The 17,269-nt window shown below is 35.7% G+C and carries 14 protein-coding genes, 1 tRNA gene and 2 pseudogenes (1 of these 17 only partly in view); 11 read left to right on the plus strand and 6 right to left on the minus strand.

The features are described from left to right. Window positions 1-6, minus strand: the 5' end (the start) of a protein-coding gene (gene recX / locus CCC20_RS08270) for a recombination regulator RecX (RefSeq protein WP_003063567.1). It extends 771 nt beyond the left edge of the window; only the first 6 of its 777 coding nucleotides appear in the window; the start codon lies at window positions 4-6; its stop codon lies beyond the left edge, outside the window. 71 nt (window positions 7-77) lie between these two features. Between recX and CCC20_RS08275 the strand changes: the two genes are divergently transcribed. From CCC20_RS08275 to CCC20_RS08290, 4 genes are all read left to right on the plus strand, one after another. After that, a complete protein-coding gene (locus CCC20_RS08275; protein WP_058692759.1) occupies window positions 78-1,022 on the plus strand; it encodes a hypothetical protein in 945 nt (314 codons plus the stop codon). Continuing rightward, on the plus strand, window positions 1,022-2,374 hold the full coding sequence (rlmD, locus tag CCC20_RS08280; protein ID WP_058692760.1) for a 23S rRNA (uracil(1939)-C(5))-methyltransferase RlmD: 1,353 nt from the start codon (window positions 1,022-1,024) through the stop codon (window positions 2,372-2,374). Before CCC20_RS08275 ends, rlmD begins: the two co-directional genes overlap by 1 nt. 226 nt (window positions 2,375-2,600) lie before the next feature. Further along, window positions 2,601-3,173, plus strand: a complete 573-nt coding sequence (locus CCC20_RS08285; protein ID WP_058692887.1) for a GNAT family N-acetyltransferase — start codon at window positions 2,601-2,603, stop codon at window positions 3,171-3,173. A 126-nt stretch (window positions 3,174-3,299) separates the two neighbouring features. Further along, window positions 3,300-3,370, plus strand: a tRNA-Thr gene (locus CCC20_RS08290). Between the two features lie 43 nt (window positions 3,371-3,413). Here CCC20_RS08290 and CCC20_RS08295 read toward each other — a convergent pair. The 4 genes from CCC20_RS08295 to CCC20_RS08310 all read right to left on the minus strand — a co-directional run bounded on the left by CCC20_RS08295 (window position 3,414) and on the right by CCC20_RS08310 (window position 6,401). Further along, entirely contained in the window at window positions 3,414-3,620 is a 207-nt protein-coding gene (locus CCC20_RS08295; protein WP_230321732.1) for a hypothetical protein, read from the minus strand. 507 nt (window positions 3,621-4,127) lie between these two features. After that, on the minus strand, window positions 4,128-4,766 hold the full coding sequence (locus tag CCC20_RS08300) for a deoxynucleoside kinase (RefSeq protein ID WP_003063578.1): 639 nt from the start codon (window positions 4,764-4,766) through the stop codon (window positions 4,128-4,130). A 337-nt stretch (window positions 4,767-5,103) separates the two neighbouring features. Next, window positions 5,104-5,493: a GNAT family N-acetyltransferase gene (locus CCC20_RS08305; protein ID WP_230321734.1), complete on the minus strand. Its 390-nt coding sequence runs from the start codon at window positions 5,491-5,493 to the stop codon at window positions 5,104-5,106. A gap of 140 nt (window positions 5,494-5,633) precedes the next feature. Then, the gene (locus CCC20_RS08310; RefSeq protein WP_048791328.1) at window positions 5,634-6,401 is read right to left on the minus strand and encodes a nucleoside phosphorylase; all 768 of its coding nucleotides are present in this window, start codon (window positions 6,399-6,401) and stop codon (window positions 5,634-5,636) included. 215 nt (window positions 6,402-6,616) lie between these two features. On the opposite strand from CCC20_RS08310, the gene CCC20_RS08315 reads away from it, so the two are divergent. The 5 genes and pseudogenes from CCC20_RS08315 to CCC20_RS08335 all read left to right on the plus strand — a co-directional run bounded on the left by CCC20_RS08315 (window position 6,617) and on the right by CCC20_RS08335 (window position 10,935). Further along, complete coding sequence (locus tag CCC20_RS08315; protein WP_003063586.1) at window positions 6,617-6,871, plus strand: DUF1912 family protein; 255 nt, start codon at window positions 6,617-6,619, stop codon at window positions 6,869-6,871. Between the two features lies 1 nt (window position 6,872). Then, window positions 6,873-7,178 (plus strand): helix-hairpin-helix domain-containing protein, encoded by a 306-nt coding sequence (locus tag CCC20_RS08320; protein WP_003063588.1) that lies wholly within the window; start codon window positions 6,873-6,875, stop codon window positions 7,176-7,178. A 251-nt stretch (window positions 7,179-7,429) separates the two neighbouring features. Next, complete coding sequence (locus CCC20_RS08325; RefSeq protein ID WP_048791327.1) at window positions 7,430-8,008, plus strand: GNAT family N-acetyltransferase; 579 nt, start codon at window positions 7,430-7,432, stop codon at window positions 8,006-8,008. Beyond that, window positions 8,008-8,259, plus strand: a pseudogene (locus CCC20_RS08330) (shikimate kinase); the annotation flags it as partial. The gene CCC20_RS08325 and the pseudogene CCC20_RS08330, both read left to right, overlap by 1 nt. 24 nt (window positions 8,260-8,283) lie before the next feature. Further along, a complete protein-coding gene (locus tag CCC20_RS08335; RefSeq protein ID WP_003063593.1) occupies window positions 8,284-10,935 on the plus strand; it encodes a valine--tRNA ligase in 2,652 nt (883 codons plus the stop codon). A gap of 198 nt (window positions 10,936-11,133) precedes the next feature. Here CCC20_RS08335 and CCC20_RS08340 read toward each other — a convergent pair whose 3' ends face one another. Beyond that, window positions 11,134-14,358, minus strand: coding sequence for an SIR2 family protein (locus tag CCC20_RS08340; protein WP_238374717.1), 3,225 nt, complete (start codon window positions 14,356-14,358; stop codon window positions 11,134-11,136). A 283-nt stretch (window positions 14,359-14,641) separates the two neighbouring features. Between CCC20_RS08340 and CCC20_RS08345 the strand changes: the two genes are divergently transcribed. Both CCC20_RS08345 and CCC20_RS08350 read left to right on the plus strand, forming a co-directional pair. After that, window positions 14,642-15,727, plus strand: coding sequence for an MmcQ/YjbR family DNA-binding protein (locus CCC20_RS08345; protein WP_058692763.1), 1,086 nt, complete (start codon window positions 14,642-14,644; stop codon window positions 15,725-15,727). 109 nt (window positions 15,728-15,836) lie between these two features. Beyond that, window positions 15,837-16,968: pseudogene (locus CCC20_RS08350) on the plus strand (MFS transporter); the annotation flags it as partial. Between the last annotated feature and the right edge of the window lie 301 nt (window positions 16,969-17,269).

A 17,269-nucleotide genomic window follows, 5' to 3' on the forward strand; every position in this document is an offset into this window, starting at 1 on the left:
TTTCATATATTCATTATAACAAAAATGTTAAAATAGAAGGGATTAGAATTAAAGTGTAGAGATGGGAGGGTGAGATGATGAAAGGTGATAAGAATAAAATAATTGATTGGGAGACAATTCTTCAGAAAAAAGAGCTTTCTGAGTTAGCAGGGGAAGATTTTTGGGATTTGGATGATTTCATGTTTGACGATGATGTGCTTGATTTTGCTGGCAAAAGAGATGAACAAGTTGTGCCTAGAGGTGTTCGATTGTCGGATGATTTGTATTTTGATATCAAGGCTCTTGAAGAGATGCTCGATTCTTTGGTTGGGAATTCTGAACAAATGTCTTTTGCTTTTTTTAGTGAAAAATTGAGATTAGCATCACTTTATAAGGTAAATGGACTTTATCAAAAGGCTTTAACACAGTTTGAGGAGTTAAATAAATTTGATGAAAATGGTGACCATGGTTGTCATTATGAAATTGTGTCACTTTATATTTTGATGTCGGATTATGCATCAGCTAAGGCTTTTTGTGAGAATTGTGTTTCTTATGAACATGATTATTTGCTACAAACGCTTCTTTTGATTGGTGCGATTCTTGCGGATGATGATTTTACTGCTCATGAATTGCTCAAACGATTATTTGATGAAGTTGAGGGATTTGAGGACTTTTGTTTACGTTCGGATTTGTCATTGAGCAAGATCTTGGCAGAAGATAATTCTGGTTTAAAACTTGAGTATGCTGGAAATGATATTGAGGTTGTTTATGCGGCGTTTCGTCTTGTTTTGCCGTTGCTGGAGAGAGCAGCAAGTTATCTTTCGGGGTATTTGAGCAGTTATTGTTTGGATATGGTAATGGATATACTGTTGGATGAGCTTGATTTTTTGACGACAGCGCAGCTTGATGTCTTTGACGAAAATGGTATTTATAGCATCAATGATTTCAAGGTATGGTCTGAAGAAGAGATTTTGGATTTGCCGAAAATTGGAAAAGTTACGATAGAAAATTTAAAAGATATAGGAGTCATATTTAGTCACTAATGAATTTAAAAGTAAAGCAAAAAATTCCTTTGAAAATTAAGCGTATGGGAATCAATGGTGAAGGGATTGGATTTTATAAGAAAACCTTGGTGTTTGTCCCAGGTGCTTTGAAGGGTGAGGATATTTTTTGTCAGATTACAGCGGTTAAACGTAATTTTGCACAAGCAAGACTGATAACCATTAATAAAAAATCGAAATTTCGTGTGGAGCCTGCGTGTCCGATTTATCGAAAATGTGGTGGTTGTCAAATCATGCATCTTCGTTATGATAAGCAGTTAGAGTTTAAGGATGATGTGATTGCTCAGTCGTTGACAAAATTTAAGCCTGCTGGCTACGAGAATTATGATATTCGCCATACGCTTGGTATGGAGGTGCCATATCATTATCGTGCCAAGTTGCAATTTCAAACACGTTCATTTAAAGGAAGTGTAAAATCTGGTCTTTTTGAAGAAGGTAGTCATCGTTTGGTTGATATTAGAGATTGCTTGGTGCAAGATGAATTGACGCAAGCGATTATTAATCGTGTGACTGAACTTTTAGAAAAGCACCGCATTCCAATTTACGATGAACGTAAAATTGCTGGGGTGCGTACGGTTATGATTCGTAAAGCTATTGCGACTAATCAAGTGCAGCTGATTTTTATCACTAGTCGAGATGTTTTTTTAGCCCCTGTCATTAAGCAATTAACGGCTGAATTTGATATGATTAAAGGAATTGCTGTTAATGTTAACCGTTCTAAATCAAGTGAAATTTATGGTGAAAAAACTGAAGTTATCTGGGGAAATGCTGATATTTCCGAGGAAGTTTTAGATTATCAATTTTTGCTTTCGCCACGAGCTTTTTACCAGTTGAATCCACAGCAAACAGAAGTGTTGTATGGCCAAGCTGTTGCAGCGCTTGATGTTTCAGAAAATGACCATGTTATTGATGCTTATTGTGGTGTTGGGACAATTGGTTTTGCATTTGCAGCTAAGGTGAAGAGCGTTCGCGGTATGGATATTATTCCAGAGGCGATTGCTGATGCCAAGAAAAATGCGCAACGTATGGGCTTTGAGAATACTCACTACGAAGCTGGGCGCGCAGAGGATATTATTCCTAAGTGGTACAAGGAAGGTTATCGTGCAGATGCTTTGATTGTTGACCCACCACGTACGGGACTTGATGATAAGCTTTTGGATACTATTTTGAAATATCAGCCTGCTAAAATGGTTTATGTGTCATGTAATACCGCAACGTTAGCTCGAGATTTGGTCAAGTTGAGTAAAGTTTACGACGTTCATTACATTCAGTCGGTGGATATGTTTCCGCATACCGCACGGACAGAAGCGGTAGTGAAATTAGTGCGTAAGTGATTTCTGTTTTAGGCAAAAAATTGAAAATATCTATTGGATAAATTCACATATAGCAAATATGGACAGAAGCAATAACAAGTTGATGCGTGATTGGTTATTCGAACAGAGTAAATAACGTTTTAAGAGTAGAAAATAGCTAACGAAAGGTGTCGCTTTATTTTTGACAGTAAAGGATTTTCTCGATATACTGGTGAAAAATTACGTTCGAGAGGGTATTTTGGGAAATATGACAGTTATCATTCGTTTGGCTCGTTTAGAGGATGCCAAAGATTTACTTGCTATTTATCGTTATTATGTTGAAAAGACGGCTATTACTTTTGAGTATGAGGTGCCAAGTTTAGAGGAATTTCAGAAACGAATGCGCTCTATTATGGCTTTTTATCCGTATTTGGTAGCAGAAGAGGCAGGGCAGATTTTGGGTTATGCTTACGCGTCATCTTTTCATCCAAGAGCTGCTTATGCTTGGTCGGCTGAGGCAACGGTGTATTTGGACAAGGCTGTGCGTGGAAAAGGTGTAGGACGTCAAATTTACCGTGCTTTGGAAGAATACTTGATAAAAATGGGAATTTTGAATCTCAATGCTTGCATTGCTTCAACTGAGACAGAAGATGCTTATTTGACAAATGGCAGTGAAAAATTCCACCGTGCCCTTGGTTACCAGTTAGTCGGAAAATTTCACCAGTCTGGCTATAAATTTAATCATTGGTATGATATGATTTGGATGGAAAAAATGTTAGGTGAGCACGATAACCATGTAAAACCTGTCAAATCAATTCATGAAGTTATACAAAAAGCTTAACTCATATTCTGAGTTAAACTTTTATTTATAAACATGAAATGCAGGTTTAGTGGAGTAGTTTGATAAGAATGAATTTGATAACTTTTTCTTGCTAGGAAAGTGATTTCATGTTACTATAAGTAGGTAGCCGCTATAGTTAAATGGTATAATAGAGCAATGGTAATGCTCCGTTCCGAGTTCAATTCTCGGTGGCGGCAAAGATAGTTTGGAAGCCTCGCTTGAGGCTTTTTTAGTGGAAATTTAAGCTTGTCCTTTGCCTTTCTTCCAAATCATAATCTCAACCAATCCTTGAGCAAACATGCCGAGATAGTTTAAAGCGACGATTTGGTTTCCAATGGAAATAAATAGCATAAAACTAAGAAAGTCAACCAAAAGCCCAATGTAGTAGCCATCAAGGTGCCCTTTTACTTGTCGTTGTTGGGCGGTGAATGATAGTCCGTTTGTCAAAGCATCGAGGACAATTTTTTATCCACCCATCCAGTAAGACAGAAAGCCAAGTCCAATTGTCCAAAAGAAGATAGCGAGAAAAACGTCTTTGGCTCCGAATTTTTTATCGACAACAAGTTCACCATTATCATTACAGCGTTTTTTCTAACTGTAATGCCTGACAAATTCGGTTACGAGATAATAAAAAATTATAAACATATCACCGTAAATGCCTTGCATCCTAGCAACTAAAATCCCAGCGATGTTTTGAATCCCATTTGCCTTAAAGGTGGGCTACCATTGGAGCGCCAAAGTCCATGTTCCGATAAAGCCAAAGATTGACATGATAATTGAGAGAGTATTTAAGGCGGTAAAATCACCTGTGACTAGTGTCGGTAACATGCCATAGAGGGTAAAGCTAAGTGATGCCAGAAAAGCGATAATGACAAACAGTTTTTCTTTAGTGTTTAGACGATTCCATGCAAGGTTGAAAGAATTTTTAAGTGATAATTATTTTTTCAAAAAATGTTAATCTCCAATTCCAATTGATTTCATTTCTTGACGGATCATTTGATAAACTTTTGCCCAGTCCTCCGATTTTGTAACATCGATATGGTCGGTGTTGATTTTCATTTTAGGACTGTATTGGTAGTTTTCATACCAGCTGTTGTAGTGTGTGTGAAGGAGTTTGTAGTAATCAGTGAGCCCGTTAGCATTATCAGGCTGTTCAAAATCACGTCCACGTTTTTTGATGTTGTTCATGATGTGGTCAAAACTGCCTTCGAGGTAAATGAGCAAATCAGGGGATTTTTTAGGAAGTCCGTCAATCTCCTCCATCATGTTATCTAACAATTCTAGGTAAATCTTATATTCTTGTTCGCTGATACTGCCTTGAAGGGTATTGATATACGTAAAGAGAGCGTCTTCGTAGATGGAACGGTCTAAGACATTATTATCAGTATCATAAGCTTTTTTAATGGCTTTAAAGCGTTTATTTAGAAAATAAATCTGCAAAGCAAAGCCGTATTTTTCAGGGTCTTCATAATATTTATCTAAAATAGGGTTGTTATCAACAGGTTCGAAGAAAGCTGTTGTGCCTAATTCTTTGGCTAAAAGAGAAGTGTAGGTAGTTTTTCCAACTCCTATCATTCCTGCTAGAATAATCACGATAGTAATGCACCTCCAATATGCTAATGTAAGTGAGAATAGTTATGGAAATAGATTTGAGCATCTATTTAGAAAATGGTAGTAAATGTTTGGTGGGAGTTACGGTATTGTGGAAATAAGAAGATAGCCTCCTTCCTCTAAGTATTATCTATGTAGTGGGTAGTGGCAAGAAATCATTCTTGTTGAAACTGCATATTAAACACAATATCTTGTACTCTGTATAAAATCTTAGCACTATATTTTGTGTTTTGCAAGACTTGAAAATTATTATTTTTGTACTATACTGGTTACTTTTATTTGAACGGATAGCTTGAACAAAATAACAAAAAGCCTCCTGCTAGGTTACCATAAAGGTAATATCAGGATGCTTTTTATTGAGAAATCCTGTTGGAATTGTTCCAAGTTGGTGGAAGACTAATTTTGGATAGAGGGTAAGTGCAACATGGTTTGATTTGACAACGGCATTGAACTGAAGAATTCTAAATCTTAATTTTTTGGCAGTCGTCATAGAACGTCGGACGAGTTTTTCACCGATATGTTGTCCACGAAAATGACTATCAACAGCGTAGCTGGTGTTGCAAATATGTCCACAACGTCCCACATTATTTAAGTGAAGAATATACAGACCGACAATTTGTCTAATATCCGCTTGGTAAGCAACACCTGTGTAAGTTTGGGCTTTGAAAAAGTCTTTTCCTGTTTCAAGGGTTAAGGATTCAGGGTTCAGTTTGTGGAAAGGCTATTCCGTCGGTCACGACTTGATTCTAAATCGCAATGGCTTGAGCGGTATCTTCATCAGTAAATGATTTAAATTTAATGTCCATGTTTCTTCTCTTTTTGAAAAAAATTATCACTATTATAATGATGTTAACGGAATAATTCAACGGCAAAACTTAAAGCAATGTTTGCAATACGGTCTTTGGTTTCAAGGTCAGCATCGTTAGCCAAAGTTCGAGGTTCCCAAGCTTCGGCATCTAGATTGTCAGCCGAATAAAAGAATTGAAAATGATTAATCTTGCGGAAGTTGGCAAATGCGGCAATCGCAGAGCATTCCATATCAACGGCGATAGCACCTTGTGTCTTTCGATTTGCCGTCTTTTGATGGGTTTCACGGTAAATGCCGTCAGTTGTCCAAACTTTTCCTTCTGTATAGGAGATATTTTGCGCGTCAAGAAACTGTTTAAACTGTTGGCGATAGGTGTGATTGAGCGCAATTTCACTTGCTGACGGAGCGTAGTGATAGCTTGTGCCTTCGTCGCGAATAGCGCTTGTAGGAATGATGATTGAGGTTTCTTTGATATTGCTATCTAGGACACCACACGTGCCAAAAACAAGGATATTTTCAGCACCCATAGCAATAATATCCTCTAAAATAGCAACACAGCCACTTGCCCCAACATAGGAGTTGAAAAAAGCAATTTTTTGACCCTGAAAATTTAGCTCATAGATTGGAATTTCCAAATTTGCGACACTTGTTTTTGCGATTTCACGGTGAGGAAATTCAGCTAAGATTCGTGCGAAAGTTCCTCTTGCAAAACAGGTTACAGCGGTTTTGGGAAAATCTGGCAAAGCTTGGATGACATCTTCTGGGTTAATAATCGCCGTTTGCTGATGGTCAAATTGTGATAAAATCATGCCAACACATCCTCCTTGAATTTCAAAAGATTTTTAATATTTTACTTAAAAACTCTGGAAAAAACAAGATGATTCACTAAAAAATAGTTTTTTCAGAAAATTTCCCTGTAAAAAGAAATGATTCGTGGAAATCATGTTACAAATCCTTTACAAACTTCTCTTTTTGCCTATGTTTGTGTTATAATATGACCTAGGAAATCAGACGAGAGGTGTTTATGACTTACGAACAAGAATTTTTAAAAGAATTTGAAGCTTGGGTAGATTCACAAATCGCAATCAACGAAATGGCGATGGAAGCTAGTCGTAAGATTGTGGAAGAAGACAAGGATGAACGCGCAGCTGATGCCTACATCCGTTATGAAAGTAAGTTAGATGCTTACAAATTTATCCAAGGCAAATTTGCTAATTATAAAGCCGGAAAAGGTTTCCACGAATTACCAGATAATCTTTTAGGGGAGAGAAATTACTAAAATGGCAAAGAAAAAGAATCGAAAAAAAGAGTACTTATTGAAATTGAAACGCGCAGGCATTATCAAAGCAGCTGCTAAAGTAGCTACTAATGTTGTTTCAAAAGCGACTCTTAGTTTGGAAGAATTTTCAGCGATTTCTGCCGTAGAGGGCATTCGACCAAAACTTATTGAAACACTTTATAATGAAGGGATTAAATCAGTTTCCGATTTCAAAAACTTTACTGAAAAAGACGTTTTGGCCTTTAAAGGAGTTGGTCCAGCAACTGTTAATAAATTGAAAGAAAATGGTGTAGCTTTCAAAGCTTAATCTATTTGCGTTAGCTGACTAAATCTGTTAAAATAAAAACATTCAGAGGTGTCTTAAAAAACATTTGTTACAGAGAGCGGTGTGGTTGAGAAATCCGTACAAATATTAAGACTGGTTGCTGAACGTTGTAACTGAATAATCAAGTTGCGAGTGCTAGTCACTCGAATGTGGGTGGTACCGCGGATTTATAAAAAGTTCGTCCCTGTCGAAAGACAGGGGCGATTTTTTACCACCAAAATGGTAGAGAACTTATGATTAAAATTTGGGGTCAGATTAAGGACAGTAAACTTCCTGATATTGAGACAGAACGGCTATATTTGCGTCAACGTCTGATTTCAGATGCTGATGATATTTTTGCTTATGCGAGCTTGCCAGAAGTGACTTGGCCAGCTGGTTTTCCACCTGCAGAAAGTGTGGAAGCAGAGGCATATTATCTTGAAAACATTATGCCAAAGTGCTGGCTTGAGCAGAAGATGCCGTCTGGTTATGGTATTTGCTTAAAAGGGACAAATAAAGTCATTGGTTCGGTTGATTTTAATAAGCGCCATGCTGATGATGTTCTTGAAATGGGCTATCTGCTTCATCCAGATTATTGGGGTCAAGGGCTCGTGCCAGAAGCTGCGCGTGCGCTGTTGAAAGTTGGATTTACCCTACTCAATCTCCACAAAATTGAAATTGAATGTTATGGTTACAACAAAGCAAGCCAACGTATTGCTGAAAAACTAGGTTTCACCCTCGAAGCTCAAATCCGCGACCGCAAAGACGCACAAGGAAAACGTTGTGACCTGTTGCGCTATGGATTGTTGAAAAGTGAGTGGGAGGGGAGATGATGAATCTTGTTATTATTGGTGCACAAGCTTCAGGTAAGATGACGATTGGTCAAGAAATTGAAAAGATGACCAATATGACTTTGTTTCATAATCATGATAGCATTGATTTTGTTAGGCGTTTTATGGAATATGGGTCTATCTCAACTGAACTCATTCGGAAAATTAGAATGAATTTTTTTGAAGCTTTTGCTCAGAGCAATAAACCTCTTATTTTTACTGTTGTGATTGATTTTAATGATTCAAATGATATTGAAAAAATGTAGAAAGGACACATTATGTCAAAAGAACTTTCACCAAAATATAACCCAGCTGAGGTTGAGGCTGGGCGTTATCAAAAATGGTTAGATGAGGATGTTTTCAAGCCTTCTGGCGATAAGAAAGCTCATCCGTATTCTATCGTTATTCCACCACCAAACGTAACTGGTAAACTTCACCTTGGTCACGCTTGGGATACTACTTTGCAAGATATTATTATCCGTCAAAAACGTATGCAAGGTTTTGATACTTTATGGCTTCCTGGTATGGACCATGCGGGGATTGCAACACAGGCAAAAGTTGAGGCACGTCTTGCTGAAGATGGTATCTCACGTTACGACCTTGGTCGTGAAAAATTCCTTGATAAAGTCTGGGAATGGAAAGATGAATATGCATCAACAATCAAACAACAATGGGGTAAAATGGGTATCTCTGTTGACTACTCACGTGAACGTTTCACTCTTGATGAAGGATTGTCAAAAGCGGTTCGTAAAGTCTTTGTTGAACTTTATAAAAAAGGTTGGATTTATCGTGGTGAATTTATCATCAACTGGGATCCAAAAGCTCGTACAGCCCTTTCTGATATCGAAGTTATCCACAAAGATGTCGAAGGTGCTTTCTACCACATGAACTACATGTTGGAAGATGGTTCACGTAGCCTTGAAGTTGCCACAACTCGTCCTGAAACAATGTTTGGTGACGTTGCCGTTGCGGTTAACCCAAATGATGACCGTTACAAAGATTTGATTGGTAAAAATGTTATCCTTCCAATCGTTAACAAAGCTATTCCAATCGTCGGTGATGAACACGCTGCCCCAGAATTTGGTACTGGTGTAGTTAAAATCACTCCAGCACATGACCCTAATGACTTCTTAGTTGGTCAGCGTCATAACTTGCCACAAATCAATGTCATGAATGATGACGGTACAATGAACGAACTTGCTGGTGAATTTGCTGGTATGGACCGCTTTGAAGCTCGAAAAGCTGTCGTTAAAAAATTGGAAGAAATCGGTGCGCTTGTTGAAATCGAAAAAATGGTTCATAGCGTTGGTCACTCAGAACGTACTGGTGTGCCAGTTGAGCCACGTTTGTCAACACAATGGTTCGTTAAAATGGATCAATTGGCTAAAAATGCTATTGCTAACCAAGACACTGATGACGAAGTAAAATTCTACCCACCACGTTTCAACGATACTTTCCTTCAATGGATGGAAAACGTTCACGACTGGGTTATTTCTCGTCAATTATGGTGGGGTCACCAAATCCCTGCATGGTACAATGCTGAAGGTGAAATGTACGTTGGTGAAGAAGCTCCAGAAGGTGATGGATGGACTCAAGACGAAGACGTTCTTGATACTTGGTTTAGTTCAGCCTTATGGCCATTCTCAACAATGGGTTGGCCTGACACAGAAGCAGAGGACTTCAAACGTTACTTCCCAACATCTACATTGGTAACTGGTTATGATATCATCTTCTTCTGGGTGTCACGTATGATTTTCCAATCATTGGAATTCACAGGACGCCGTCCATTTGAAAACGTGCTTATCCACGGTCTTATTCGTGACGAGCAAGGACGTAAAATGTCTAAATCACTTGGTAACGGTATTGATCCAATGGATGTTATCGAGAAATACGGTGCTGACGCGCTTCGTTGGTTCTTATCAAATGGTTCTGCACCAGGTCAAGACGTTCGTTTCTCTTACGAAAAAATGGACGCTGCTTGGAACTTCATTAACAAAATCTGGAACATTTCTCGTTACATTTTGATGAACAATGAAGACCTTACGCTTGACCAAGCTAGCGCAAATGTTGACAAAGTTGTTGCTGGTACGGCTGGTAACGTAACTGACCGCTGGATTCTTCACAACTTGAATGAAACAATTGCCAAAGTTACTGAAAACTTTGATAAATTTGAATTTGGTGTGGCTGGTCATATCCTTTACAACTTCATCTGGGATGAATTTGCTGACTGGTACGTTGAATTGACAAAAGAAGTGCTTTATAGCGACAACGAAGACGAAAAAGTTATCACTCGTTCAGTTCTTCTTTACACCCTTGATAAGATTCTTCGTTTGCTTCACCCAATCATGCCATTTGTTACTGAAGAAATCTTTGAACAAATTTCTGAAGGTTCAATCGTAACAGCTGAATACCCAACAGTTAATCCAGCATTTGAAAATGAAGCTGCGCATAAAGGTGTTGAAAGTCTTAAAGACCTTATCCGTGCTGTCCGTAACGCACGTAGCGAAGTGAATGTTGCTCCAAGTAAACCAATTACACTTCTCGTGAAAACAAGTGATAAAGAATTGGAAGACTTCTTTAACAGCAATGTGAACTATATCAAGCGCTTCACAAATCCTGAAAAACTAGAAATTTCTTCTACCATTGAAGCACCAGAATTGGCAATGTCTAGCGTGATCACAGGCGCTGAAATCTTCTTACCACTTGCTGACCTTCTTAACGTTGAAGAAGAATTGGCACGTCTTGACAAAGAACTTGCTAAATGGCAAAAAGAATTGGACATGGTCGCACGCAAACTCGGCAACGAAAAATTCGTCGCTAACGCGAAACCAGAAGTTGTCCAAAAAGAACGCGACAAACAAGTCGATTACCAAGCCAAATACGACGCAACAGTCGCTCGTATCGAAGACATGAAAAAATTGGTGAAATAAATTAAGCTTTCTACAAGGATTCGTTAAGATTGCCTTAAGTAAGGAAATCTATACTATAAAAAATCCTAGTTAACTTTCTTTTTCACAGATAACTACTTTTCAAAGAGTATCACAATCAAAAAGCACCCCACCTCAACTGTAAGTTGAAGTGGGGTGCTTTTTGGAATCCAAGCATGAAAATTAGATAATATTTCTAATCTATTTGGTATAATTTCCAATTTTTCTTTTGAGTTCTTCCCATTCAGGGGGAGATAGTAATTCTTGAATATACTGAGACTCTTTTAAACTTATGAGCTGTGTATCATCAAGATACGGTAATAGTACAAATAATGATTCTAAATCCTGAAAACTTTTTCTAATTTTTCTATTTTCTAAAAGAATCCATATGTATTTAATTAGTAGGTTGTTTTTTTCATTATTAAGTTTTTCTTCGCTTAAGTAATAAGTCAGAGAATATAACTCAATATTAGCTGTACATTCTGTTATAGTATTTTTAAGAGTATCTAAGAAACTTAAGTATTTATCGCTGTTAAGTTTATCTTCTTGAATAATATATGCAAGTGATGAAAGAATATTATAACTTTTATTTTTTTGTAATATAAGTTGTTTTAACCAATCGTTTTCGTATCTGAATTTTTCTTGACTTAAGAAAATTAAATTAACCATATAGTTGAAGTTGTTATGCTGAAACATTATTTCTCTGGGTTCTATATAATCAAGTGCTATTAGTAGTGCATAACTCAAAGCATTGTTATCATTAATTTTTGTTTTGAGTAAGTTAGAAACTAGCTTTTCGAAAAGCTTTCTAATATTATCCGGCATTCCGATATGATAATAAATGTATCCTAGAAATGTTTCATAATTAACTATTTCAGTACTTATGTCGTACTCATATAAGAATACGCCTTTCATAAATTGTTTGTAAGGACCATGTGAGAGGTTGTCAATTTTTTCTTTTATATCTGTTATATATTTCTTGTGTTTAATCGCTAATTCTATTAAAGTAATTAAATATTTTCCCAATTCAGAATTGATAAATAGACTTATATCAAAAGTTTTATTATCTGATAAGGAACTATCCAAATTGTTAGGAGATATACTAAAAAGTTTATTGATTATTTGTGTATTTAAATTATTTTGTTGAACGAAGTATGTGAAAAACTTTTCCTTATCATGTGAAAAGTGATTATCATTCATATTTTCTAAGCAGGTACTTATCGAAAAATTTATAATATTTTTTGGCAACTCTTCAATAATTGCAAGTTTATAAAATAGAGAAGAGTATCTGTTGAATAACTTTTTACTATTATTGCTCAAGAAAGTCCAAAATTTTTCTTGCAATTCTTTATTTGAATTATTTGTCAATAATTCAATACAGAAATCGATTGTAGCATTAACAGTGTTCTCTTCCCAAGGTTTTTTAGGATTAAATTGATTTTCTTGAGAAGTTAACAAAATATTAAGGAGTTCTTGCTCTGATAAATTTAAAATCTGTTCTACGGTTATAAATGAATTATTTCGAACAATAAAGGATGCTCCTCCAGTAATTAATTCGTGATAATTATCGAGAGGGAGTATTTGTTGTTTTTCAAGTTCTGAAGAATGTCTTTGTACAAAACTATTAAGTTCAGAGCCAAAAGTTTGGTCATTAAAATTAATATTGTTAATTAATTTTTCGACTAAATTACTTTCTAATGATATATCATTATCTAATTTTACTAATATTTTTTGTATGACTTTTCTAGAAATTAATTCTTCAGGAATTTTTTCTAGAAGGGATTCTTCATTGATAAAAATATGATTCTTGCTTAATAGTATATATAATATTTCTAAAATCCCACCTTCTGAAATTAATTCTTCAATTGAATAAGGAATTATTTCTTGGCTAAGTTCAACAGTATTAATAAGTTCAATAATTTGAGAGGAATTTAAATTTAGTTTTAGCTTTTCTTTAACATCGTTAGTTAAGTATATTGATTTACTATAAGTGTCTTTTGAATCTTTTGGTGTAAATTGATTAATAAACCAATATCCCATTAAATCACAATCCTTAATAAATTTTGTAAACGGAATACTAGCTGTTGTACCGATTGCAGATCTAATATTAACTAATTCATCAATTGAAATTTTTTGATAATCAATACCATATTTGTACAAATTGTATAAAGAATTAATATAATAATTTTGATTACCTTTAGAAAATAACACTTTTAGGATTTTCCACTCTTCAAGCGATAGTGATTCTTTATTTTGATCTACGAAATTCCAAAAAGAGTCAAAATTATTGATGACGGTATTTTTTACCACGTTACTCTTAAATGTTGAGTGAAGAATAAGTTCGGGAATTTCTTTGTCATTAAGTGTTAATATTTTTTTATATAGAGCATTTAAAAATGTTCCATTATCTGCGTTATTATTTAAAGCATTGATGACTTCGTCTTCAGTGGAGATTGGATTTAGTAATAGTTGCCATTCTCGATTCTGTGGTGATAATCCAGTTTCTTCATTAATTTTATCGGTTAATTTTTTTATAAACATAGGAAGATCATCAAATGAGCTACCATACCAGATTATTGAAGTATGATTTTCATTTTTAAAAAAAGTAGAATAAAGATTACGATACTCTTTATCAATCTTAGGGTCATTGGTTTTGTCAGCTTTCATTAAAGCGTAATGTTTGTTTTTGGGTGCTAGTAGAGATAAAATTTCATCTTCTTCAAGGCTAACGCCAACAAATAATACAGTTAAATTTTTAGTTGAGAACCACTTTTTTAATTGTTCAAAATTATGTTTTTCTTTGTGATATGTTTTAGAGTAGTCAGCTGAGGAACTAACAAAGAAGTTCGGGTCACAATGTGGGGTTCCATGGATATGGAGAATATCTCCCCACTCGAGTTTACTATCATTATTTATAACAAAATCTTGGAGATCATTAATGCTTTTGACACTATTTCGTAGTCTTTGGGCATGCTTTTCTATTTCTAAATCATAATTTGAAGTAACGAATATTGCATCAATATTAACTAGTGCTTCGAGTATTTCATTAGATGGTTGGTATGGTACTAATTTTTCAAAATAGTTTTTTTCAAAGTTGAGCCTATTTTTCTTAAATTCCTCTTCACCTAAAATGGATTTTAATGAATGATTTACTAAATCAACTTTCCGTTTATTGTTTAAGTTTGATTTTGATATGGTGTCAAAGACTAAATATTTTTCTCTTCCTATGCTAACATTCTCGATATTTAGTAGATAGGATTGCCAATATTTAATGAGATGAGTAACATAATCATTCCAATTGGGATATCCTTGTGAAATTGAAACACCTGCACCAACAAAGATAACTAGTTTTTGCTTTCTAATAGCTTGGACTAAGTCAGTTACAAGAGAATTGAACTCTTCATCCGTGTAAGTTTGTTTTTCCATAATCCTCCTTTTTATATTTATTATAATTATATGATACGTATGTTATTATACTATAGTTTAATATAGAAAAAAGATAAAAAATTAGTTTGATTCTATGTATTATTAGGTTAAATAAGTTTTGTAGTATAATACAGAAAGACGATAAGGAGGATCATTGTATTGTTCCCAAAAACTTGGACAAATATTATTGTTAAAAACAACTATTAGATTTTGAAAAGAAAGAGCTGGAAAATGTTATTCTAGTCTTTTTTTGCTATACTTATGCTAAATGAAAGGAGTCCCTATGTCATTTGAATCGGATATTTTTAGGAAGAAGCGAGTAGTGTTTGAGCGCTTGGTGCCGTTTGGCTTTCAGAAATCACAGGGTGGTTATGAGTTCCGCGAAACTATTTTGGACGGCGCTTTTGAAGTGCGTGTCCATGTTGTGGCAGATGGGGAGGTGTCAACTCATGTGATTGATACTGATTTGAACGAGGAATATCTTGCCATTCATGTGGCGCAAGCAATGGGAAATTTTGTTGGGCAAGTCAGAGAAGCTTATCTTGCGGTGCTTGAACGTGTGGCGGCAGCTTGCTTTGAAGCTCTGCCATTTCTCAATCCACAAACCAATCGTCTCGCACACTATTTGCAAGCGACATATGGCGATATGTATGACTATCCCTTTGAAAAATATCCTGAGTTTTCGTCTTACCGTTATCCGCAGAATCATAAGTGGTATGCGTTGATTATGACGGTTGCGCGTGGAAAGTTGGATTTGGGCGATGAAACGTGGTCAAAAGAGGCATTGGAACAGAAAATCGAGATTATCAATATCAAAGTTAACCCAAAAGACTTGCCTCGATTGCTTGAAATAAGCGGCATTTACTCGTCTTACCATATGAGCAAGAAATCGTGGGTGTCGCTAGTGCTGGATGAGACGGTCTCGGATGATTTGCTTTTTTCTTTGGTGGAAAATAGCAGAGCTTTAGTCGCAGGGAAAAGTCTTGGGAGCTTATCTGGACCTGATTATTGGATTATCCCTGCCAATCTGAAATATTACGATATCGATGCGGAATTTGCTGCAAATTCGATTATTAATTGGACACAAAAAGCCAGTATTAAAGCGGGTGATTATGTTGCCATTTATATTACGGCACCAACACGCGCCCTTCGCTACCTTTGCCGTGTCTTAGAATCCGACATTCCAAATAGCGGTTATCGAGAAGAAAAATCAATTAAAAAACTAATAAAAATTGAGCTATTGCAAACTTTTTGGGATAGCCAATTTCCAATCGCTGTGCTGAAAGAATGTGGTGTCACTAACATTCGTGGACCACGCCGTATGACAAAAGAATTAATTACCTTGATTGATTCGAATATAAAATCGTAAAATCTTGTGCGAAAGTGCAAGATTTTTTGTGTTCTATTTAAAAAATTGAAAGAATATTGCAAAAAAACTTTGAAGATGTATACTTTTAAAAACGGGGGAGATTTATTATATGAAAAAAGTAGAACAGAAAAATGCTAGTTTGCTTGTTTCAATCAACGCCATTTCAAAAGTTGGAGATGTTTTATTTGATTATGTTAACAATTCATTCTTAGCTAGTTTGAATATGAATTCAATGGTGTTAGTTGAGGGATATCAATCACTTGAAAACATTATTGGAGCCCTTTTTAATCTTTTTGGTGGTGTGATTGCTGACCGTTTTCGTCGAAAGAAAATCATCATTTTGAGCGATTTTTTAAGTGGTCTAGCTTGTATAGCCTTGTCATTTATCAGTGATAATACGTGGCTAATTTATATGATTATTGCAGCCAATGTGTTTTTGGCATTTTTATCATCTTTTTCAACACCCGCTTATAACGCTTTTACGAAAGAAGTGGTGGAAAAAGACAATATTGCTCTACTAAATTCTTACTTGCAAACAGCGGCTATGGTTGTCAAGATTGTGATTCCAATCGTTGTGGTCGGCGTTTATCGCTTTGCTTTTGGATGGTGTTTCCTTTATATTATCAAGCATCATTGTAGCCTTTGTTTCTCAGATTTTAGAAGAAAATACAAAAAACAGTCATTTTTCAATGGCTAGTATTTTTCAGGATTTAATCAGTGGCTTTCGTTATTTGGCACAAAAACGCCAAGTTTCGGTTTTGATTGCTCTATCGGCTTCTGTGAATTTTTTTATGGCTGCTTATAACCTATTACTGCCTTACAGCAACCAAATGTTCTCGAAAATTACTGAGAATATTACGGAACATTTTTGACAGCTGAAGCGGTTGGTGGGCTTATTGGTGCTCTTATTAGCGGTAGGGTTAATAAAAAATTATCAACTGACTTGTTAATGACTTTCTTGGCAGTTGCTGGTTTATTTCTTGGTTTAGTACCAATTTTGTATCATATTTTTCCAAATGTTGTTTTTCTGGTGCTATCACCAGCTTTTTGTAGCATCTTTTTCACTTGTTCAAAGAGAAGTTGATAGTGATGATTTGGGAATTGTCTTTACAATAGCGGTGCTCTTTATATCTCTTGGAACAGCTATTTTTACAATCATATTGCGCCTAGACTACGAATTTAATTATCAATTCGTTGGTTTAGCAGTAATCATCTTATCTCTCATTTTCTTGATGTTACTACCCTCAAAAGGTTCCCCAAACCTTTTTGATGTCAAGCTTCACTTGACTCTATTTCCCACCTTGAAAGATTCCCCAGATCTTTCGAGCCATGCGGGGGTGAGTTATAAAGGTTCGGGGAACTTTTATAATCGGGAAATAAAGCTTACGAAGTAAGTATCAAAAACGGTCTTGGAATAGACCGTTTTAGGTCAGCAACTAGAAACTAAGACTTGCTGAGAAATCGAATTTCTCTGAAATTACCGATTCGCCTTTTAATTTCTAGGCTCATGAATAAAGTCTCCACTGGAGACTCTATTTGTCT

The organism is Streptococcus sp. LMAG:39 (assembly GCF_008680485.1).
GTDB classification, from domain to species: domain Bacteria; phylum Bacillota; class Bacilli; order Lactobacillales; family Streptococcaceae; genus Streptococcus; species Streptococcus pasteurianus.

Coding starts and splice junctions, on each gene's coding strand:
- CCC20_RS08340 (WP_238374717.1), bottom strand. CDS start 14,358: ATGGAAAAACAAACTTACACGGATGAAGAGTTCAATTCTCTTGTAACT.
- CCC20_RS08285 (WP_058692887.1), top strand. CDS start 2,601: ATGACAGTTATCATTCGTTTGGCTCGTTTAGAGGATGCCAAAGATTTA.
- CCC20_RS08325 (WP_048791327.1), top strand. CDS start 7,430: ATGATTAAAATTTGGGGTCAGATTAAGGACAGTAAACTTCCTGATATT.
- CCC20_RS08335 (WP_003063593.1), top strand. CDS start 8,284: ATGTCAAAAGAACTTTCACCAAAATATAACCCAGCTGAGGTTGAGGCT.
- CCC20_RS08315 (WP_003063586.1), top strand. CDS start 6,617: ATGACTTACGAACAAGAATTTTTAAAAGAATTTGAAGCTTGGGTAGAT.
- CCC20_RS08345 (WP_058692763.1), top strand. CDS start 14,642: ATGTCATTTGAATCGGATATTTTTAGGAAGAAGCGAGTAGTGTTTGAG.
- rlmD (WP_058692760.1), top strand. CDS start 1,022: ATGAATTTAAAAGTAAAGCAAAAAATTCCTTTGAAAATTAAGCGTATG.
- CCC20_RS08310 (WP_048791328.1), bottom strand. CDS start 6,401: ATGATTTTATCACAATTTGACCATCAGCAAACGGCGATTATTAACCCA.
- CCC20_RS08275 (WP_058692759.1), top strand. CDS start 78: ATGAAAGGTGATAAGAATAAAATAATTGATTGGGAGACAATTCTTCAG.
- CCC20_RS08320 (WP_003063588.1), top strand. CDS start 6,873: ATGGCAAAGAAAAAGAATCGAAAAAAAGAGTACTTATTGAAATTGAAA.